The organism is Ruegeria sp. HKCCD6428, from assembly GCF_013110595.1.
In the GTDB taxonomy this organism is placed as follows: Bacteria; Pseudomonadota; Alphaproteobacteria; order Rhodobacterales; family Rhodobacteraceae; genus Ruegeria.
Map to the genome: position 1 here is coordinate 15,380 of NZ_WVQX01000017.1, position 19,727 is coordinate 35,106.

General features: G+C 56.2%; 17 protein-coding genes, 1 tRNA gene and 1 pseudogene. 12 read left to right on the forward strand and 7 right to left on the reverse strand.

The annotated features are described in order from the left end of the window. Positions 1 to 189: 189 nt before the first annotated feature. The 3 genes from GS620_RS21490 to GS620_RS21500 form a co-directional block, all read right to left on the reverse strand. Positions 190 to 2,982: a bifunctional aconitate hydratase 2/2-methylisocitrate dehydratase gene (locus GS620_RS21490; RefSeq protein WP_171617694.1), complete on the reverse strand. Its 2,793-nt coding sequence runs from the start codon at positions 2,980 to 2,982 to the stop codon at positions 190 to 192. 182 nt (positions 2,983 to 3,164) lie between these two features. Continuing rightward, on the reverse strand, positions 3,165 to 4,502 hold the full coding sequence (locus GS620_RS21495; protein WP_171617695.1) for a serine hydrolase: 1,338 nt from the start codon (positions 4,500 to 4,502) through the stop codon (positions 3,165 to 3,167). Between the two features lie 127 nt (positions 4,503 to 4,629). Beyond that, positions 4,630 to 5,553, reverse strand: coding sequence for a LysR family transcriptional regulator (locus GS620_RS21500; protein ID WP_171617696.1), 924 nt, complete (start codon positions 5,551 to 5,553; stop codon positions 4,630 to 4,632). A 122-nt stretch (positions 5,554 to 5,675) separates the two neighbouring features. On the opposite strand from GS620_RS21500, the gene GS620_RS21505 reads away from it, so the two are divergent. Both GS620_RS21505 and GS620_RS21510 read left to right on the forward strand, forming a co-directional pair. Beyond that, positions 5,676 to 6,689: a D-cysteine desulfhydrase gene (locus tag GS620_RS21505; protein WP_171617697.1), complete on the forward strand. Its 1,014-nt coding sequence runs from the start codon at positions 5,676 to 5,678 to the stop codon at positions 6,687 to 6,689. A 3-nt stretch (positions 6,690 to 6,692) separates the two neighbouring features. Next, a complete protein-coding gene (locus GS620_RS21510; protein ID WP_171617698.1) occupies positions 6,693 to 7,400 on the forward strand; it encodes an aspartate/glutamate racemase family protein in 708 nt (235 codons plus the stop codon). Positions 7,401 to 7,453: 53 nt separating this feature from the next. Here GS620_RS21510 and GS620_RS21515 read toward each other — a convergent pair whose 3' ends face one another. Beyond that, positions 7,454 to 8,338, reverse strand: coding sequence for a LysR family transcriptional regulator (locus GS620_RS21515; protein WP_171331588.1), 885 nt, complete (start codon positions 8,336 to 8,338; stop codon positions 7,454 to 7,456). A gap of 268 nt (positions 8,339 to 8,606) precedes the next feature. Here GS620_RS21515 and GS620_RS21520 point away from each other — a divergent pair, with 268 nt between their 5' ends. The 4 genes from GS620_RS21520 to GS620_RS21535 all read left to right on the forward strand — a co-directional run bounded on the left by GS620_RS21520 (position 8,607) and on the right by GS620_RS21535 (position 12,949). Beyond that, entirely contained in the window at positions 8,607 to 9,572 is a 966-nt protein-coding gene (locus GS620_RS21520) for a glycine betaine ABC transporter substrate-binding protein (protein ID WP_171617699.1), read from the forward strand. A 67-nt stretch (positions 9,573 to 9,639) separates the two neighbouring features. Beyond that, positions 9,640 to 10,695 (forward strand): glycine betaine/L-proline ABC transporter ATP-binding protein, encoded by a 1,056-nt coding sequence (locus GS620_RS21525; RefSeq protein WP_171617700.1) that lies wholly within the window; start codon positions 9,640 to 9,642, stop codon positions 10,693 to 10,695. Then, positions 10,692 to 12,233 carry a proline/glycine betaine ABC transporter permease gene (locus GS620_RS21530; RefSeq protein ID WP_171120634.1) on the forward strand — a complete coding sequence of 514 codons (1,542 nt, stop codon included), beginning with the start codon at positions 10,692 to 10,694 and terminating at the stop codon, positions 12,231 to 12,233. The genes GS620_RS21525 and GS620_RS21530 overlap by 4 nt, the downstream gene beginning before the upstream one ends. Continuing rightward, a complete protein-coding gene (locus GS620_RS21535) occupies positions 12,230 to 12,949 on the forward strand; it encodes an alpha/beta fold hydrolase (protein ID WP_171617701.1) in 720 nt (239 codons plus the stop codon). The genes GS620_RS21530 and GS620_RS21535 overlap by 4 nt, the downstream gene beginning before the upstream one ends. Positions 12,950 to 13,217: 268 nt before the next feature. Here GS620_RS21535 and GS620_RS21540 read toward each other — a convergent pair whose 3' ends face one another. Further along, complete coding sequence (locus tag GS620_RS21540; protein ID WP_171617702.1) at positions 13,218 to 14,123, reverse strand: hypothetical protein; 906 nt, start codon at positions 14,121 to 14,123, stop codon at positions 13,218 to 13,220. A 147-nt stretch (positions 14,124 to 14,270) separates the two neighbouring features. On the opposite strand from GS620_RS21540, the gene GS620_RS21545 reads away from it, so the two are divergent. The 6 genes from GS620_RS21545 (at position 14,271) to GS620_RS21565 (ending at position 17,955) form a co-directional block, all read left to right on the forward strand. Continuing rightward, positions 14,271 to 14,346: transfer RNA gene (locus tag GS620_RS21545), tRNA-Thr, on the forward strand. 61 nt (positions 14,347 to 14,407) lie between these two features. Then, a complete protein-coding gene (locus tag GS620_RS22155; protein ID WP_253284017.1) occupies positions 14,408 to 14,827 on the forward strand; it encodes a DUF6538 domain-containing protein in 420 nt (139 codons plus the stop codon). Next, a complete protein-coding gene (locus GS620_RS22370; protein WP_371809837.1) occupies positions 14,770 to 15,096 on the forward strand; it encodes a hypothetical protein in 327 nt (108 codons plus the stop codon). The genes GS620_RS22155 and GS620_RS22370 overlap by 58 nt, the downstream gene beginning before the upstream one ends. Next, the gene (locus GS620_RS21555; protein ID WP_216597991.1) at positions 15,030 to 15,608 is read left to right on the forward strand and encodes a DsbA family oxidoreductase; all 579 of its coding nucleotides are present in this window, start codon (positions 15,030 to 15,032) and stop codon (positions 15,606 to 15,608) included. Before GS620_RS22370 ends, GS620_RS21555 begins: the two co-directional genes overlap by 67 nt. Before the next feature lie 198 nt (positions 15,609 to 15,806). Then, a complete protein-coding gene (locus GS620_RS21560) occupies positions 15,807 to 16,997 on the forward strand; it encodes a low temperature requirement protein A (RefSeq protein WP_171206319.1) in 1,191 nt (396 codons plus the stop codon). Then, the gene (locus GS620_RS21565) at positions 16,990 to 17,955 is read left to right on the forward strand and encodes an ion transporter (RefSeq protein WP_171617703.1); all 966 of its coding nucleotides are present in this window, start codon (positions 16,990 to 16,992) and stop codon (positions 17,953 to 17,955) included. Before GS620_RS21560 ends, GS620_RS21565 begins: the two co-directional genes overlap by 8 nt. A 797-nt stretch (positions 17,956 to 18,752) precedes the next feature. On the opposite strand, the gene GS620_RS21570 is transcribed toward GS620_RS21565, so the two are convergent. Both GS620_RS21570 and GS620_RS21575 read right to left on the reverse strand, forming a co-directional pair. Further along, positions 18,753 to 19,289: a hypothetical protein gene (locus GS620_RS21570; RefSeq protein ID WP_171617704.1), complete on the reverse strand. Its 537-nt coding sequence runs from the start codon at positions 19,287 to 19,289 to the stop codon at positions 18,753 to 18,755. Next, positions 19,273 to 19,727: pseudogene (locus tag GS620_RS21575) on the reverse strand (hypothetical protein); the annotation flags it as partial. The pseudogene GS620_RS21575 and the gene GS620_RS21570, both read right to left, overlap by 17 nt.

Consider the following 19,727-nt stretch of genomic DNA (forward strand, 5'->3'; position numbering starts at 1 on the left):
AAACAGCGACCGATGACCGTGGATCATGGATTTTTCCCCAGTGGCCCACGCGAAGTCGTGCGAAAGGTTCGGGGCATTCCCATGCCGCGTTTTTGCGCGGCGCGCGCTGCAACCAGGCCTGAACACAGCGGAACTCAATCGCCCGGCCACCTGAAGGGATGACCGAGCAATCAACTTAGTGCCTTGCGTTTAGAAATGCGCTGACTTCGTGCCTGCGGGCTTTTCCATCGGAGGCGCAAATTTGGTCAGGTCGATACCTTTCACGGCCGATTTGTATTCCTCGGCGGTCGGCATTCGGCCCAAAACAGCCGACAGCACCACCACCGGGGTCGATGCCAGTAGGGATTCGCCTTTCTTGTCCGCCGCGTCCTCAACAACACGGCCTTGGAACAGGCGTGTGGACGTGGCCAGAACAGTGTCACCCTTTGCGGCTTTCTCCTGGTTGCCCATGCAGAGGTTACATCCCGGACGCTCCAGATACAGGATATTCTCGTATTCCGTCCGTGCTTTGCTCTTTGGGAACAGATCGTCGAATTCAAAGCCTGAATACTTCTGAAGAATGCTCCACTCGCCTTCTTCTTTCAGCTCATCAATGATGTTGTAGGTGGGCGCAGCAACGACCAGCGGCGCCTTGAACTCGACAGTGCCCTTTTCTTTCTCGATGTTTTTCAGCATCTGCGAGACGATGACCAGATCGCCCTTGTGCACCATGCACGATCCAACAAATCCCAGATCGACCTTCTTTTCCCCCTTGTAGTGGGAAACCGGCCGGATCGTATCGTGGGTGTACCGCTTTGATACATCGGCGTTATTGACATCCGGGTCGGCGATCATGGGTTCGCTGATCTCATCCAGGTCAACCACCAGCTCGGCAAAATACTTGGCGTTTTCATCCGGTTTCAGGGCCGGCTTTTCACCCGACTTGATTTCCGCGATGCGCGCGTCGGCCTTGTCGATCAGGCCTTGCAGCGTCCGGGCCTCGTTATCCATTCCCTTGTCGATCATGATCTGGATACGGCTTTTTGCGATTTTCAGAGATTCGATCAACGTGTCATCCGCTGAGATGCAGATCGAGGCCTTGGCCTTCATCTCGGCCGTCCAGTCAGTAAAGGTGAATGCCTGATCCGCCAGCAATGTGCCGATGTGAACTTCGATGATCCGCCCCTGGAACACGTTGTCGCCGAATTTCTTCAGCATCTGCGCCTGGGTGGCGTGAACCACATCGCGGAAATCCATGTGATCCGCCATCTGGCCCTTGAACGTCACCTTGACCGATTCCGGGATCGGCATGGTAGCTTCGCCAGTGGCCAGCGCCAGTGCAACAGTACCAGAGTCAGCACCAAACGCGACGCCTTTGGACATACGTGTATGCGAGTCGCCACCGATGATGATCGCCCAGTCATCCACGGTGATGTCGTTCAGAACCTTGTGGATGACGTCTGTCATCGAGTGATAAACACCTTTGGGGTCACGCGCGGTGATCAGACCAAAGTTGTTCATGAATTTCATCAGTTTTGGGATATTTGCCTGCGCTTTGGAATCCCAAACCGAAGCAGTGTGACAGCCAGACTGATAGGCGCCGTCAACGGTGGGCGATATCACTGTCGCCGCCATGGCTTCCAGTTCCTGCGCAGTCATCAAGCCGGTGGTGTCCTGCGAACCGACGATGTTGACCTTCACCCGAACATCCGAGCCCGCATGCAGAACTTTACCTTCGGCCACGCCAACCGCATTCTTGTTGAATATCTTTTCAACCGCCGTCAGGCCCTGCCCTTCATGCGAGATCTCCTTGGACGGTGCGAAAGCAGATTTCAGCTCGATGCCGAGCGTCTCGGCCGCGAATGTCTGAAGCTTTTTGCCAAAGACAATGGCATAAGATCCCCCGGCCTTTATGAACTCGGTCTTTTGCGGCGTGAAGGATGATGACAGATCGACCAGCTCTTTGTCGCCTGCGTCATTGTACAGCTTTTTGTCCTTGGTGTTGATGGTCAGTACCGTTCCGGTCTCGACGGAATATTTCTGCTCGAGGATAGGATTGCCGTCATTGTTCAGGATCGGATTGCCGTCGGCATCCACTTTCTTGACCCAGTTCTTGAGATCGATGCCGATCCCGCCGGTGACGCCGACGGTGGTCAGAAAGATCGGTGAAATCCCGTTTGTACCGGCAACAACCGGCGCGATGTTCACGAATGGAACATAGGGGCTAGCTTGCTTTCCGGTCCACAATGCAACGTTGTTGACACCGGACATGCGCGACGATCCAACGCCCATCGTCCCTTTTTCAGCAACCAGCATGACGCGCTTGTCCGGGTGCTGTTTTTGCAAGTCCTGAATCTCGGCCTGTGCTTCGGGTGAGATCATGCACTTTCCGTGCAATTCGCGGTCCGACCGCGAATGCGCCTGATTGCCGGGCGACAGAAGATCGGTCGAAATATCCCCTTCGGCCGCCACATAGGTCACAACCTTGATTTCTTCTTCGATGTCGGGAAGCCGGGTAAAGAACTCGGCCTTGGCATAGCTTTCCAGAATGTCCCTGGCAACGGCGTTCCCGGCCTCAAAGGCTTTTTTCAGACGGTTGGTATCTGCGTCGTACAGGAACACCTGGGTTTTCAGAACTGCCGCCGCTTTCTGCGCAATCTCTGCGTCATCGCCCAGCGCCAGATCAAGCAGAACCTCTACCGATGGGCCGCCCTTCATATGCGACAGCAATTCAAACGCGAAATCCTGCGAGATTTCTTCGACCGTCGCTTCGCCCAGGATGATCTCTTTCAGAAAGCGCGCCTTTTCACCTGCGGCGCTGGTTGTGCCCGGAAGCGTGTTGTAGATGAAGTAGTTCAGTGAATCGGCACGATGAGCGTGACCCGTATCTTTGATCTGCCCGATGATTTCCTGCAAAAGAGCACCGTCTTCGATGGGTTTGGGGTGCAGACCCTGTTCTTTGCGCGTCTCGATTTCGTTCAGGTATTCTATGTAAAGGCTCATGACGGTTCCGACCATTTAGCTGATGCACCGGGCCATGTGAAAGCCCGGCACCTTGAATTTGTATGCGGCGGTATACCAAACTGTGCCGGCGTGCAAGATACCGATCTGCGACCCAGTGTCCTGCCCTACGGGCGATGCCCGCCGCAATGTCGGGCGGTGCGTCGATGGGAATGTTCGATCCCCTACCCCCCGAAAGCCGCAATAAGCGCTTTCGCCAAGGGCAAAGAAGAATAGCCCACCCGTGAAGGTGTAAGCCCCATCCGCACGACGACCATGTCACGCGACGGGAAAATTCCGATGGACTGACCGTCATGCCCTTGCAACCAAACCGCGTCTTCAAACGGTGGCAGGTCGCCCGGCGATTTCAACCAAAGATGACCTTTGGCATATTCCCCGCCAGACGCCGCAACGGGTTCGAACATCCAGTCCACAAAACCTGTGGGCAAAATCTGTGCGCCGTCCCAAACCCCTTTTTGCAGCAGAAACTGGCCATACTTCGCCCAGTCTCGGGCCGTGGCGTACATATAGCTGGATCCGATGAATGTATCGGCGACATCTGTCTCGATGATCGCCGAAGCCATGCCAAGCGGTTCAAAAAGCGCATCCCGAGGATAGCTGAAACCGCCATCGGCCAGCTTGTCCTGCCACACCCGGGACAACACGGTGGACGTGCCGGAGGAATAGTTGAAGTCGGTTCCAATGCCGGCTTCCAGTGCACGGTCGGCAGCGAAAACGGCCATGTCATTGCTGAGATACAGCATCCTGGTCACGTCTGACACGTCTCCGTATTCTTCATTCCATTGCAGACCGCTTGTCATCGCCAGCATGTCCGCAACAGTAATGTCTCGCCTTGCGTCTTCTGCCCATTCGGGAAAGCTGTCGACAAGGGTGTCCGATACATTCATCTGACCCGCGTTGATCAACGTTCCGATCAGCCCGGCCGTGACCGTCTTGGTCATGGACCAGCCCAGCAACGGTGTGTCGGCGTCGAACCCTTCCGCATAGCGTTCGGCCACGATGCGCCCGCCTTGAACCACCACTACGGCGCGGTACCCTTCGCCAAGCAGCGTATCATCCGACAAGACGGCCTGAATTTTGGGATCTTGAGACTGCGCAACGTCGTTTCCTGTTGGCCAAAGACCTGTCGGCGCGGGCTTGGCGGCCTCAAGCCCTAGCGCACTCAGGGATGTAGCATGCACGTTGGTGCAGCCAAGCCCCTGCCGGAACTGCGATGTGGCGGGCGCGAAGAACCGAAAGAGTTGCGCATGAACAGTCTGCGCCTCTCGATCGACCTCAATCGAAACATGTTTGAGCAGCGGATGCCCCGGGGCCTGCACATCCACCGCAAGGACCTCTTCCGGATCACGTCCGGCAATGAAAACATTCGAACAGACAATCTTGGCCGAGTAATTCGTGCCTACTTTCAACAAATCGGGCGGGGCGATCAGCAGATAACCAAGCAGCCCCACGATGCCCAGAACCACGACACCTATACCCGTTTTCAATACCTTCCCGAACATCCGCTGACCTGCCCTGTTGCTGTCATTTCAGCACAGGTTAGATACATCCAGCTCGGTTTTGCCACTATTCCGTTGCGTATTCTTCCGACGCTGATCGGCAGACCCGGCACCTTTCTCGGTGAACGGCTCAGGTCGCCTCGTCGCTTTGATCCTGCGACAACCAAAAGCTTTGCGATTGCCCGGCAAGACGTTGCCAAATCAATTCACTGAACTCTGGCTTCGCTTCGGCCAAACGGACCATTTTTATTGTCAGCGCCTGCGCAGGCAGGGCGTCTTCAACGCTTACAAGCTGTCCCTGAGCAAGCGGCGTGGCGACCAAAGAATAGGGCAACCAGGCAACACCGATTTCCTTCACGGCATAATGCAGCATCGCCAGCGTCAGGGCCGTCTCGGCCTTGGCCACGAGTCTGGTTTCGTCGGGCAACCGCGGTGCAATCAATTGGGAAAACACTTGCCCAAGAAAAACATCAGGCGGGTAGACAATCGCAGGAATGGTCTTGCCATCCAATTCCCCGCGCATTGCAGGTGCGCATACCGGGATCAATGTGTCGGCACCAAGCGTCTTTGCCTCAAACGCACTTTCGAGGTTCTGCACCCCGCCGTCCGATGCCGCGTACATGATCGCGAAATCGACTTCTTTCGAGATCAGTTGCAACAGGCATTCGTCCTGGTTCCCCGATCGCACCTGAACCGAGATATCGCTGTTTTCGGTCAACATCCGGACCACCTTCGGCGAGACGGTTGTCGTCAACGCATGCTGGCACACGAGCGACAAAGACTGGCTGGCCTGATCGCTTTCTGTTTTCAAACTGTGACGCAGTTTGTGCAGACGCGCGCTCAGCTCGCGCAGTTCAGGTTCCAACGCCTGAACGCCCGGCATCAGGGATACGGGTTTGCGACGACGATCAAACAGGGTCGCACCGATACTGCCTTCGATGAGCCGCACCCGACGGGTGAAGGCAGATTGGGTCAGCAGCCGTTTTTCCGCGGCGCGCGTCAGCGATCCGCTGTCCAGCACGGCCAATATGTCGTCGATCCACTCCAAACGCATGTGAACCAGATAGCCCAGACCTTACTAATATGCAATTTTTGCAACATACCTATTGAATTTCGAATTAGCAGAGCGGCAACACACAGCGTAAATTGACGAAAATCAATATTAGGAATTGTGACATGCATCTTGCGCGCTTTCCCCGCCTTCACCTCGCCCATCTTCCGACACCGCTTGAACCGATGAAGCGGCTTTCCAAAGAACTGGGGGTGGAAATCTGGATCAAGCGCGACGATTGCACCGGCATGTCAACCGGCGGCAACAAGACCCGCAAGCTGGAATTTCTGATGGCCGAAGCAGAAGCGCAGGGCGCCGACATGGTGATGACGCAAGGTGCCACCCAAACCAACCACGGTCGACAAACCGCAGCGTTTGCCGCCAAGCTGGGCCTTGATTGCCATGTTCTTCTGGAAGATCGCACCGGCTATCAAGATGGCAACTACAATACAAACGGCAATGTCCTGCTGGACCACTTGCACGGCGCGACCACCCAGAAGTTTCCCGGGGGTCACGATATGCCGGGCGAAATGGAAAAGGCTGCCGCGAAGAAACGGGCAGAAGGCCGCAATGTCTATGTCATTCCCGGCGGCGGCTCGAACCCGACCGGGGCGCTGGGCTATGTAAACGCGGCCTTTGAACTGTTGGGTCAGGCCAATGACAGCGGATTGCGGATTGACCGGCTGGTACATGCGACCGGGTCGTCCGGTACACAGGCAGGTTTGGTGACGGGAATGTGCGCCATGAATGCGCAGGTGCCGGTGCTTGGCATCGGGACAAGGGCACCTCGGCCAAAGCAGGAACAGATGGTGTACGACCTCGCCTGCAAGACGGCCGAAAAGCTGGGGGGCGCGGGCGTGGTAAAGCGCGAAGATGTCATGGCCAATACCGACTATGTCGGCGAAGGCTATGGCCTGCCCACTGAAAGCGGCATCGAAGCGATCCAGATGTTTGCCGAATTGGAAGGTATCCTTCTGGATCCCTGCTACTCGGCCAAGGGTGCGGCGGGCCTGATCGATCTGGCGCGCAAAGGCGAATTCAAAGACCAGCGGGTCGTTTTCCTTCACACGGGCGGCGCGGCGGCTTTGGCGGGGTATGACTTTGCCTTCGATCACAAAGACCGCTGGGTGAATATCTGAGCAATGACGCTGCGCCCCATCGGCATTCTTGGCGGCATGGGCCCCGAGGCAACGATCCTCCTCCAGCGCAAACTGGTCGAGGCTGTGCCGGTGAGCGACGACCGGGACCACATTCCGCTTTTGATCGACATGAACACCCAGGTCCCGTCACGGATCGCGCATCTGATCGAAAGGGCGGGTGAAGATCCGGGGCCGACACTGGCGGCGATGGCACGACGTCTTCAGGATGCCGGCGCCGTGGCGCTGGCAATGCCCTGCAACACGGCGCATCACTATGCCAAGGCGATCACCGATGCCGCGACCGTTCCGCTGTTGAACATGGCTGAACTGGCTGCGGATCACGCCGTCGGGACACTCGGGAAGGGTGGGTGCGTTGGTGTGCTCGCTTCTCCGGCGGTGCGCCGTACTTGTCTTTTCGAAACAGCCCTGCACGCGCGCGGGCTGTCAACCGTTTGGCCAACGGATGACGACGCGATGCTGGCGGCGATCCGCGCGATCAAGGTCAACGGCCAAAGCGACAAGGCGCGCGAAACGCTGCGAGCGTCCTCAAGGGCCTTGGTCAAGGCGGGGGCGGACTTGCAGTTTGTCGCTTGCTCTGAGTTCTCTCTCATTGCCGACAGCGTCGCGGATGACGCCAATGCAGTGGATACGATCGATCTGCTGGTCCGCGCGATCGTCAATTTTTCTCAGACGGGCCGGCATAGGAGGTAAAGGCGCATTTTCCGTTCAATGGCCCGTCGGTGCGCCAAAACGAATCCGTCCGGTCACAAACGCTGCCAAAGCTGGTGCGCGATCTGATCCAAACTGGCCGGATTGGAAAAGGCTGAAATCGTCAACGTTGCACACCATGCATCGTCACCGATCGGCACCAGCAACCCCTGATCCAGCTCCGCCGAGATCGACGTTTCGGGCATCCAGGCAAATCCGCTGCCAGTCATCAATCTTCGCTTGATCGTTTCGACCAGGCTATCGACATATATCGTTTCGGTATTCTGGGGTTTCCGGTCAACGGTGTTTTCAACGACCATGCCCAAGAAGGACGATCGGTCATAGGCCAGATAGGGGATCGGTGGGCCATCCTGCCGGGACAAATCCCAACCCAGTGCCCGCACCGGCTGAGCGGCAGCCACCGGGATCAGACGGTCCTTCAACAGATCCTTTCGCTCGAACGCGGTTTCGTCGATCATGGGCGAGACAGTATGGTGATAGTAGCACAGCAGGATATCCACCGCGCCTTCGACCAAAAGATCACAGCAGGTGCTCAGAGAATCGGACAGGACCCGCGTGCGCAAATCGGGGATCTGCTTTTGCAACTCTTCTATGCGGGTTGCCAAAAAATTAACCGCTATGGTGTGCAGAACCGAAAACCGGATGAACCGACTGTCGCCCCGGTCGGCGTCCCGCAGGGATTGGCGGGATTCAGACAGCTGTGAAATTGCCGCCTGGGCAACAGGCAGGAATTGTTTGCCGGCCTCGGTCAATTGAACCGGATAGGTTGCCCGATTGACCAAAGGCAACCCCACCCAGCTTTCCAAGGCTTTGATTCTGCGACTGAATGCGGATTGCGTGATGTTGCGTTCATCAGACGCACGGGTGAAGTTCAAGGTCCGAGCGAGGCATTCAAAATCGCGTAGCCAATTCAGATCCACTGCGTATCCCCGCTTGTGAAAGAGCATCTTCAGCAACGATACAGAAAACTATGCAGAAACAGAATAGTTTGATGAAATGTTCGAATTGGCTCTCGGAAAAGCTCCTGTTCTAGACTTCCGGGCAGGGTCTGGCGGTTGGTCTTGTTTCAGCCTTCCGTCCGAATGTGTCGCCAAAGGCAAGTTGGCGCGCCCCTATTGCGCGATAGGAAAATCGAACGACGGAAAAAACGACGCCGAACCACGGTGCATTTCAACAGAGGAGAAGACCATGAGAACCAATCTGAAAAAGCTGGGGATGGCTGCTGCGCTCAGCGTCTGCGCTGTGCCGGCATTCGCAACCGAAGAAGTGAAAATCGGCGTGCCATCCTGGACCGGCGCCCAAGCGATTGCCCATGTGCTGGGCGCGGTCGTGGAAATGCGCATCGGGGGCAAAGTGGAATATGTGCCCGGCAACAACGCCACGATCTTTCAGGCGATGGATCAGGGCAAGGGCGACATCGACGTTCATCCCGACGTTTGGCTGCCCAACCAGGAAAGCTTCACCAAGAAATATGTGGACGAAGCGGGCACCGTCACCCTGTCATCGAACCCCTACGAGGGCAATCAGGGTTTCTGCGTCAGCAAAGACTTTGGTGAAGCCAACAACATCACCGACATCGCCGATCTGGGCCGCCCGGATGTGGCCGCATTGATGGACAGTGACGGCAATGGCAAAGGTGAAATGTGGATTGGCGCGCCGGGTTGGGCTTCGGCCAACGTGAACGAAGTCAAAACCCGCGACTATGGTTTACTTGATTTCATTGAGCCGATACGTGCCGAGGAAAGCGTGAAAACCGCGCGGATCAAGGACAGCATCGCCAAGGGCGAAGGCTACGCCTTTTATTGCTACAAGCCGCATGCCGTCTGGTACATGTTCGACGTCCAGATGTTGACCGAGCCACAATTCGACCCGGCAAAATACGTGATGGTCCAACCGTCTGATGACCCGGACTGGTACAACAAATCCAATGTTGCGACCAAGGACGCCCTCAAGAACGTGCAGATTGCGTGGTCCAACACGCTGCCAGAGCGTTCTCCGGCGATTGCCGATTTCTTGGCGAATTTCGCATTGACGGCGGATGATGTCAGCGAGTTCGCCTATGAGATCAGCGGCAAGGGCCGTGATCCGGCAGAGGTTGCACGCGAGTGGGTCGAGGCGAACCCTGATCGTGTCGACGCTTGGCTGGGCCTCTGATCGAGCTTCCAGAAACAGGGTGGCGGCATCTGTTGGCGCCACCCAAAAGCAGACCTCTGGGGGACTTATGAGCGACGATACCGTTATTGAAATCTCGAATGTCTGGAAGATTTTCGGGGGCAGGCCCGATGTAGCGCTGCAGGCAATCCGCAACCGTGGATTGGACAAGGCCCAGGTGCTGGCGGAATACAACTGTGTTGTCGGCGTCGCGGATGTCAGTCTTTCGGTCAACCGGGGCGAGATATTCTGCATCATGGGCCTGTCAGGCAGCGGGAAGTCCACTCTGGTCCGCCATTTCAACCGGCTGTTGGAACCCACCGCAGGCAAGATCGAAATCGAGGGCACGGACGTGATGGCCCTGGGCCCGAAAGAGCTTCAGCAGTTTCGCAACAACAAGATTGGCATGGTCTTTCAGAACTTTGCGCTGATGCCGCATCGGTCTGTGCTGGACAATGTCGCAATGCCGCTGGAGATCCGGCAGGTCAGCAAGAATGAACGCATGCGTCAGGCAGCGGCTATTCTGGATATCGTCGAACTCGGAGCCTGGGGATCGAAATTCGCACACGAGCTGTCCGGGGGTATGCAGCAACGTGTGGGCCTGGCCCGGGCACTGGCAGCGAACCCGGATGTGTTGTTGATGGACGAACCGTTCTCGGCTTTGGACCCGTTGATCCGGCGGCAATTGCAGGATGAGTTCATTCGACTGAGCAAAATCCTGAAAAAGACGACGATCTTCATCACCCATGATTTGGATGAAGCCGTCCGTATCGGGAACCGGATCGCAATCATGCGCGACGGCAAGGTGGTGCAGATCGGGACGGCCGAAGACATCGTCATGAACCCCGCCGATGACTATGTCGCCGATTTCGTGGCGGGTATCTCAAGGCTCAAGGTGGTGCGTGCCCACGCGGTCATGCGGCCCATACCGGAACATGTCGCGACCCATGGTCCTCTGCCATCGGACGCCCCGCGTGTGAATGAAGGCGAAAACCTGAGCACGCTGATCAATCTGGCAATCGACACCGACAGCGCGATCCTTGTGGAGGACGGCGGCGTGGATGTTGGCGTCATAACCCGTGCCGATCTGTTGCGCACCGTGATCGAAGGAACCGAAGTGTCATGAGTTCTTCAGATGTGAACCCGCTGGAAGATACCGAGAACGAGGCCGCTTTGGCATATGCCGAAGAGCGGCGCGAAAACATCCGTGCCTTCGTTCGCACCAGCCCCGACTATTACATCCGCAACTTCGACAAGATCGGCGCTTCGTCCCGATTTACGCCGACTTTCAATCTGATGGCCGGGTTGTTTGGCCCGGTCTGGTTCGGTGCACGGGGGTTGTGGTCATGGGCGCTGCCATTTTTGATCCTCGAAACAATAGCCTATGTGCAGATCGCGCGCGGGATGTTCGGCGACTTGGCGGCCGAGGCAATGGAACGCATCGCGTCAATTGAAGGGACGCTTGAGCTGCGCCGACAGCAGTTGGCCGCTGCCATCGAAAACAACTCGGACAAGATCGACGTCTATCAGCGGACGGTGGACTCGCTCGAGGAAAACATAGGCGGCATCCGCGCCGAAGCCGAAGCAATGGCCGCTGAAGGGCCATACATCGTTCTGACCGGCCTGATCATTCTGATCATCGTCAAGCTTGTTCAGTCACAGGTGGCAAACTGGGCGCTCGAGGCGCGTTTCTCGGAATGGCTGTCAGATCGTTCAATCCGATCTGCAATGCCGGTATCGCAGATCGTGTTCAGCGCGATCTTCATGGTGCTGATCGTTGCTGCGGCGATGATGCATTACAGCTTTCCGGGGCGTTTCTCGTTGCTCAGCCATTTCCCGACAGACCCCAATATCCGCCTGACCAGCATCACCTGGGTGGAAGACTTCATCGCCTGGTGCGTGCGCAACAGCGAAGCGTTCTTTGACGGGCTGACATTCGGTATCCGCACCCTGCTGGACGCGCTTGAGGTCATCTTGGTGCAGACGCCATGGATCGTGATCGCCAGTCTCATCATTCTGCTGACATGGCTGACTGCGGGCGTCAGCACGGCAATCTATTCGGGCGCGTTTCTGGCCTATATGGGGCTGTTGGGCTTTTGGGAGGGCGCAATGACCACGCTGGCCTTGTTGGGGACAGCGGCGTGCCTGTCGATTGTCATCGGAATTCCACTGGGCATGTTCGCGGCGCGTCGCCCTCGGTTCTACGCTTTCATCCAGCCGATCATGGATTTCATGCAAACCATGCCCGCCTTTGTTTTCATGGTCCCCGTGATCGCGTTTTTTGGTGTCGGCAAGCCGGCGGCAGTCGTGGTCACGATGATTTTCGGTGGTACGCCCGTGGTGCGCCTGACCGTTCTCGGCTTGCGTGGCGTGCCCGAAAGCGTACGCGAGGCGGCGATCAGTTTCGGCGCCAACAAATGGTACCTGCTCACCAAAGTCGACTTGCCGCTGGCAAGCCCATCGATCCGGGCGGGGATCAATCAGACAATCATGTTGTCACTGGCAATGGTTGTCGTTGCGTCTCTGATCGGTGCCAAAGGGCTGGGCGAGGATGTTCTTGAAGCGTTGCAATACGCGAATGTGGGCCAGGGTATTCTTGCGGGGTTCTCAATCCTGTTCTGTGCCATGATCCTCGATCGGATTGTGCAGGGCGGCCGGAAATGACACCCATCGTGTTTGTTCACGGGTTCCTGGGCGGCAGTCGGCAATGGCAGCGGCAGGTCGAGGCTTTGCAAGGTTACGATGTCATCACGCTGGATCTGCCGGGTTTTGGCGAAAATGCGCAACGTGACGCGTTTTGCAGCATCTCGGGATTCGCGGACTGGGCGCTGAATGAGCTGAAGGCGCGCGACATCGAGACATTCCACCTGGTTGGTCACTCGATGGGTGGAATGGTCGCGCAGGAAATGGTTGCCCGTGCGCCCGAGCGTGTTGACCGTTTGGTTCTTTATGGCACCGGGTCCGTAGGTGTGCTGCCCGGGCGGTTTGAGACCATCGACACCTCGAAAACCCGTGCCTGTGTAGACGGGCCGAAAGTGACGGCGCGGCGGATTGCGGCAACCTGGTTTCTCGAACGCGAAAAAGCCTTGGAATATGAACTTTGCGCCACGATAGCCCAGAAAAGCAACCTGAAGGCCATGCTGTCAGGTTTGGATGCGATGCATTCCTGGAGCGGCGCTGAAAACCTGCCGGCAATCAGGACGAAGACGCTGATTGTCTGGGGGGATCGTGATCGCACCTACCCATGGAGTCAGACGGAACAGCTGTGGCAATCCATCCCGAATGCAAACCTAGCGGTGATACCAAACTCTGCACATGCGACGCATCTGGAAAAAGCTGAACTGTTCAACGGGATATTGCGAGATTACTTAGTTGCCTGATGAATTGTGCCAAACAAATGAACCGGTCAGTTGAAGCCATTCTGCGGAAAACCGGATGATCAATTTGGTCGAACGCCATGGTCCGTCATATTAATCCGTTGATCGGCAGGGTTTCCGTGTCAACACGTCGCCGCAAGACCACCAGTTCGTGGCCTGATGTTCAGCAGGGCCCCAAATACCCATGCGTTCCTGCCATCACGCTGGATTCGCGAAAAAAGCTACCTTCGCACCATCTGTGCACCCAATCCAACGGCACTGCGCAAACCAATCAGATTTGCAGAACATGAACGTCCGGCATGGACCGGATCGTGGCCAGATCCTGCTCGTAAAGCTCTGTGAACGCTTCAACTATGTCGGAATTCCAGCCCGGTAAATCGAGCTCTTCTTCGATTTGCTCCGGCCGGGCGTATTCGTCCAGAATATTCGCCATCTCTTCACGTCGGCGGCCGTGATCGATGGCGTCCCCTTTTCTCACGATGTCCAATACATGACGTTGTCCGGCTTCTGTCAAAAGGGAGGACAGGAATGCAAACTCTTCATGAAGCACAGCCTCGTCAGGCAGTCCCGCTATGGCGCGGATGATATCGCCCCAGATAAGCGGGGAATTCTCGTGTTCCCACAAGGTGAGCTGAACCTGAGGCGCAAGATCCCGCAGGTCTTCGATCATGCCAAGCCAGCTGAGGCAGCTTAAATCGGTGCTGGCCAGAATGTCCCGCCGATGGTCTTCATGGATCGAGGCCAGAATCTTTGGAATAAAAACCCCGGGGTTCACCAGCCCTGCAAACACTTGAACCTGCACGCCGTCCAGAAGAGTGTCCGTATGGGCTGTTCTATTCCCCGCAAACGGATAGATCTGGCCGTCTTGCAGCGCGTTACGCCTGGGGCCAAAGAACTTGTCGCTCGACACAACCACGCGGTCCAGATTCTGGTTTCCGGCAACAAGCTCGGACAATCTGTTCCGTGCGTCTGCATCAGATACACCCTGCAGAATCGAGTCAGACATCACTTTGACGAATAGCCGGGACCGACGCGGCCCCAGAACCGCAGTTCGGTATTTGGCAAGTACGCTCCTGTTCGCGCCAAGCGAGGACATCACCAGCCCTTCATCCGAAAAGGCAACACCGGCGTGGATGGCAACCTGCATTTTTTCCTTTACCCCTTGGCTTTTCTGCATAGCCGCGTCTGTTACCACTCGCGAGATATTTGCAACGGATGAATTCAGCGTTTTTTTTGCACGTTCTCAGGAAATCGGGCAATGTCTAAGTTTGGGCTAAAATTCAGGCTTGCAGTCTACTGCCAGAGGAAGTAATCGACAGCCAGTGCCCCTATAGCTCAGCTGGTAGAGCAACTGATTTGTAATCAGTAGGTCCGCGGTTCGAGTCCGTGTGGGGGCACCATCTCCTCAGCTAACACATTGGTATCGCTTCAGCTTTTAGCCACTGCTAGGAGCCGTAGACCATGTCGGAGACCATTTCGCGCCCATTCACCTTCATCAAAGATGGTGTTTTCTACTTCAGCCGCCGTATCCCGAAAGAGTTGAGAAACCACTACACGTCGCCTCGGATCACGTATTCGCTACGGGCAAAATCGCCCAAGATCGCTGAAGCAAGAGCCAGAAGAGCAGCCGATCAGCTGGACGAGTACTGGTATCACCTGCGTTGTCGTGATGCAAAGCTACCAGAAAGCTCATTTACCGAAGTGGGGATGAACAATGGTCTACCGGAAGCCGAGTTACCCGAGACTTTTGATGGCGATCAGTTCCGGGTCTTGCTAGCCGCTGAGAGTATCAGACAGGTTTCGACCAGCCCCTGCTGCAAACCATGTATGTCGCGAAACGGTTGGCAGGAGTTCAGGCTGTTCAGACCCTCTCCAGGCTAAACCGCATGGCACCGGGTAAGTCACGAACCTTTGTCCTCGATTTCGCCAATGAAGAGGAAGACATCTTCAACGCGTTCAAGCCCTACTATGAGGACACACCGGTCGGGGATAACGCGGACCCACAGAGGCTCAACGAGTTGCAGCACCGTCTGTTGGAATGGGCGGTCTTCGCACGTGAGGATGTGAGTGCTTTTTCATCTGTTTGGTACGGGAAGCCGCGCGCGACACTCAGACCGAACTGGATATCCATTGGCATCTATTCGAGTTGAATCCGCAGATGGCCGAGGGTGGTGAGAACCTGCGCGACCACTTGGCATCGAAATACGGGACGACGTTGGAAGGGTCGATCAAGGTACGAGCCCGCCTGACCGAGATGGGCGCGGCACTGGGGTTCACGTTCAATTACGCCGATGACATGCGGATGTATAACACCTTCCGTGCGCATCAATTGATTGACTGGGCCGCCGAGCAAGGCAAAGGCCATGAAATGAAGCAGGCCCTTTTTTCGGCGTTCTTTACACGCCGCGAAAACGTCTCGGACATACAGGTTTTGGCCGATGCGGCTGCTGGCATCGGGCTGAACCGCGCGGATGCGTTGGACAAGTTGCAAAGCCAAGATCGGGCCAATCACGTGCGCCAGAAAGAGCAATTCTGGATCAGCCGAGGAGTTCAGGGTGTGCCCGCAATGGTGTTCGGCAAACGTCACCTTGTGACCGGCGCGCAGGGCGAGGAAAACTACGCACGCATCCTGCTGCATCTACGAGACGACAGGGCCGCGTGACATCCGTGGATACCGGGCACTGCCAGCGCAATAAACCCACGATCGAACAGGTATTGCCTGGCATGCCATCGCTGAACAACCATTGTGGGGGTTGCATGACGAAAGTCTCCGCGACAACCTTCATCTTATAGTGAAACTCAATCTGGGTGGCCGCTTGTCGGCCACAACAGCCTTCCAACCTTGAAGAGTTCCCAATTTATGGCATTGCATGACCACCCCATGTGGCGAAAGCCCCAACATCACCAGGACCTTGACCATGCACATGATCATGTCCACTGGGCCGAGCTGTTCTACGACCTGATCCATGTCGTGACGATCTTTCTGCTGGGCAATTACTTGTCGCATCATCTCGATCTGCATGGGTTTCTTGTGTTCGCTGGTATCTTCATCACGCTCTGGTACGCGTGGGGCGAACTCAGCATATTCAACTCGATCTTCGTCAGCACCGATTTCTGGCACCGGCTGATTATGGCCGTGATGATCTGCACGGTGATGTTCATGGCAGCGGCGATCCCGGCTATTGACGGCAAGGGTTGGGTTTTCTTCGCGTTAGGATTTGCAGCGAACAGGGCCATGCTCGCGGCGCTGTACTATCGCGCCCGGCGGGCCAATTCATCTGGCGAGTCCATGTCGACGGCCCAGATCCGGAATTTTTCGGTTTTTGCGGTGATCTTTGCCATCACGGCATTTCTGCCAACACCCTTGGCCTATTGGGTGTTTGCTGCCGCAATGGTGGCCACGCAGGCGATGTACATGATCCCAGGCCTCACTGTATTGCGCTTCGAACGTTTCGTCCCGCGCCTTGGCCATATGGCGGAACGGTTTGCTCTGCTTACACTGATCGTTCTGGGCGAAGGGTTCTTCAAACTCGTCGTAACTTTGTCCGAGAAAGGCATCTACAAAGTCTCACTTGATGTGCTTGTTAATTTCGTCATCGGTGGCGTTTCGATGTTCGTCATGTGCTGGATTTATTTTGACTTTGTCGGCAACGCCAAGCCCAACGACAAGAAGGTGTCGACATTGGTCATCTGGTGGCTTGCGCATCTGATCTTGATGTTATGCGGCGTCATGGTAGGCGTGGCCTTAGCTGCCGAGGTCAAAGTCGGTTTTTGGGAGCCATACCCGACCGAATATGCCGCCATTGGCTGTTTCGGCCTTGCAGGATATATCGCCATGCTTTGGGTGCTCCAGAACGTTATTGAACACCGTCTTGCATCGGACTTTGGGCGCTGGGATGTGCGGGTATTTGGGATCGTTCTGGCTATTGCCTGTTTCTTTATCGTCCCCCATGTTCCCTCGTTGGTTGGCAATCTGATCTGGGGCACAGCCTTGCTATCGCAAATCGCGATCCCCCTGACGCGCGCCTGGACGCAGTTTCGACATGAGTAAGGCAGTTACAAATTCGGGCTATCTAAAAAGGAAAGTCTATTGGTGGCTCGAGCGCCCGGACCGGGCGGCCACCGGTCCATGGTTGCTTGAAATTGCTCTAATTGTCCTCATCACACTGAACGTGGCCGCCGTTATCCTGGAGACGGTCGACTCCATATATGCCCGTTGGGGCCTGGCGCTGAACCTCTTTGAGGGTTTTTCTCTGTTCGTATTCGTAGTCGAATACGCGGCAAGGCTGTGGGTCGCCACCGAAAATCCAAGTTACAAAACGCGGGCTGCCTGGGCTGTCTCCCCGATCGCCATCATCGATTTACTAGCGATTTTACCTGCGCTGCTCTATTTGATCTTCCCGGTTGATCTGCGTCTGTTGCGGACCTTCCGTATGTTGCGGCTCCTCAAACTCACTCGGTACTCGCCTGCACTCGGAATGCTGCTCGCTGTGTTTGAGGAAGAGGCCGGCGCCTTTTTTGCGGGTTTCTTCATCCTGATGGTGATGCTGATCTTTGCGGCCAGCGGTGCATGGCTGGCAGAGCACGAGGCGCAACCGGAGGCATTCGGATCGATCCCAGCGGCGATGTGGTGGGCGATGGCAACGCTTACGACCGTTGGTTATGGCGACGTAACGCCCGTGACAGTTGCCGGTAAGATCTTCGGCGCTGCGATCACGGTGATTGGCATTGGGATGGCCGCATTGCCCGCAGGGATCATTGCCAGCGGTCTGAACGACCAGTTGCACCGCCGACGAGCCAGCTTGGAACGTGAATTTCGAAAGGCCTTGGAAGACGGCGATATCTGCGACGCGGACGAGGCCGTTATTGAAGCCGTTCGCAAGCAATTGGGTCTCTCGCGTCGCGCTGCCGATCATATCCGAAACCGCGTACACGCTGAGACCATGTCCCAGGCAGATCACTGCCCTACCTGCGGGCAAACTGTGCAAAAGGCCAAGCCCCAAGCGTGAGCAATTGGCCTGCCACTGATCAGGTGCCGAGCTCCCAACTGGATCACAGCAGATCTGTGAAAATAGGGGGTTTCGAATAGAGTATTTCGCGTGCTTGGGTGTTTCACCGCTGTCCTACGCGATCTGTGTTGTCGACGGCATCCACACAACTTGCTGTCGATTGCACGATGGAACAGAACAAGCTTTCTCAGGTTTTTGCGAGTTCAAGCCGGGGGCGAATGACCCAAGCCTGCTTTGGCTGCAATAGCCGCTTCTGTACCAACAGCCGTCCCTTGTTCCAGGGGCGCGACGTGTTGCAAAAACGGGGACTTGGTTTTCGAACACTGTGATGCCTACATCCATTCCCGTCCTTCCCAAATTCGGCAAGTTGCCAATGGCTGTGGTCTGGTTGCTGCTCGCGTGCCTTCCCTTCGCACGAAGTCGCCCAAGCTCGCTGAAATGAAAGCCAGAAGAGCTGCCGATCAGCTCGATAAATACTGGTACCACCTGAGGTGTCGTGACGCAGAACTTGTGGGGAAGCACATGCTGAGGCTTCAAAATGCAGCGGGAGCCGACCACTCTGAACTGCCGCTGTTGCCTCCTCGTCATCTGTTCTTTTGTCTGAGGTCGTGGGGATTTACCTGCGGTTGAAGAGTATAGGCCGCCCTGTGACTTAAGAAAAACCGCAGAACCTAACCCATAAACCTGCGCGGTGTTTGGTCACAGCTTTGCACAGCTATCCCACAGATTTGCATGCCACAGAGAACCCCAAGAACAAACAGGGTCCTCTGGCACAGTTGCTAAACACAAAAAACAGTTTACTCCCAGCTTCCAGCAGATGAGCGCCAAGTCTTGGCTTCGGCATCCCAAACACTGGCGCTGACGCATGGCGTCGGATTTATTCCCTCGCAATCGGATCCATGCACGGCCGCGATGACAATGCGTTGGCTCCCAAAATCAACGACCGTCCAGCCTTGGTTGAGCAAGGAGTGCACCTCTTCGCTAATCCAAAAGTGCGACATGCATCCGCCGGTACCACAGTAAAGGGATGCGGCGCTCGAACACGCAAAACCAGACTCATTCAGAACCCAGTCGCGTTGTAGATCTCCGTCGAGATCGACCCTTTCAACCGCGCCCCAGGCTATGTCAAACTGACCGTCGTTGAACTCCGCGCAGGCTCGTGCCGCCAGATCAACCTTCGCCTGCAAACCGGGCGGAAGTTGCGATACATCAGCCGCGACAGCTGGTGAGGTCCAAACTAGACCCGAAACAAATACGATCCCGGAAACCAAATACTTCAACTGGTGCTCTATTGGGGAAGCTGGTTGGAAGGCGGCGTCAATTGCATTGATCATATCTGAAGTCCCCGTATTCCAGCCAGTTTTCCGCGCCTTCGTTAAAAATCAGAAACTCGGACCTGTCTTCCCCAAGCAGGGCGACGACAAATCCGACCGGCGGCTTAGAGTTTCCAAAGTAACTATAGGCGGTCTTGGCTCTGATCAACTCGCCATTGACCGATACTCGCGCGTCCCACTCCCCGTCCGGAGTGTCCAAAATTACCGGTTCGATCACGCGCTCTACCGCTCCGCCACCACAATAGGCGATGCCTTCGGGCGCTTCGTAGGAGGCCCCCTGGCGAGCACCTGAATCGCAGGCGGAGCGAAGGGACTGAATTGCCGCGCTGGAACCTTTCAAGTCAAAGATTCCATAGCTGATATCTTGATCAATCATGGACAGATTAACCGATGCATTGGCCGCAAGCTGGTCCAGTACAAAACCATAGTCCTCTTGAC

Excerpts from the sequence above, each read along its gene's own strand:
- GS620_RS21490 (WP_171617694.1), bottom strand. The coding sequence starts at position 2,982 with ATGAGCCTTTACATAGAATACCTGAACGAAATCGAGACGCGCAAAGAA.
- GS620_RS21495 (WP_171617695.1), bottom strand. The coding sequence starts at position 4,502 with ATGTTCGGGAAGGTATTGAAAACGGGTATAGGTGTCGTGGTTCTGGGC.
- GS620_RS21500 (WP_171617696.1), bottom strand. The coding sequence starts at position 5,553 with ATGCGTTTGGAGTGGATCGACGACATATTGGCCGTGCTGGACAGCGGA.
- GS620_RS21505 (WP_171617697.1), top strand. The coding sequence starts at position 5,676 with ATGCATCTTGCGCGCTTTCCCCGCCTTCACCTCGCCCATCTTCCGACA.
- GS620_RS21510 (WP_171617698.1), top strand. The coding sequence starts at position 6,693 with ATGACGCTGCGCCCCATCGGCATTCTTGGCGGCATGGGCCCCGAGGCA.
- GS620_RS21520 (WP_171617699.1), top strand. The coding sequence starts at position 8,607 with ATGAGAACCAATCTGAAAAAGCTGGGGATGGCTGCTGCGCTCAGCGTC.
- GS620_RS21525 (WP_171617700.1), top strand. The coding sequence starts at position 9,640 with ATGAGCGACGATACCGTTATTGAAATCTCGAATGTCTGGAAGATTTTC.
- GS620_RS21530 (WP_171120634.1), top strand. The coding sequence starts at position 10,692 with ATGAGTTCTTCAGATGTGAACCCGCTGGAAGATACCGAGAACGAGGCC.
- GS620_RS21535 (WP_171617701.1), top strand. The coding sequence starts at position 12,230 with ATGACACCCATCGTGTTTGTTCACGGGTTCCTGGGCGGCAGTCGGCAA.
- GS620_RS21540 (WP_171617702.1), bottom strand. The coding sequence starts at position 14,123 with ATGCAGAAAAGCCAAGGGGTAAAGGAAAAAATGCAGGTTGCCATCCAC.
- GS620_RS22155 (WP_253284017.1), top strand. The coding sequence starts at position 14,408 with ATGTCGGAGACCATTTCGCGCCCATTCACCTTCATCAAAGATGGTGTT.
- GS620_RS22370 (WP_371809837.1), top strand. The coding sequence starts at position 14,770 with ATGTATGTCGCGAAACGGTTGGCAGGAGTTCAGGCTGTTCAGACCCTC.
- GS620_RS21560 (WP_171206319.1), top strand. The coding sequence starts at position 15,807 with ATGGCATTGCATGACCACCCCATGTGGCGAAAGCCCCAACATCACCAG.
- GS620_RS21565 (WP_171617703.1), top strand. The coding sequence starts at position 16,990 with ATGAGTAAGGCAGTTACAAATTCGGGCTATCTAAAAAGGAAAGTCTAT.
- GS620_RS21570 (WP_171617704.1), bottom strand. The coding sequence starts at position 19,289 with ATGATCAATGCAATTGACGCCGCCTTCCAACCAGCTTCCCCAATAGAG.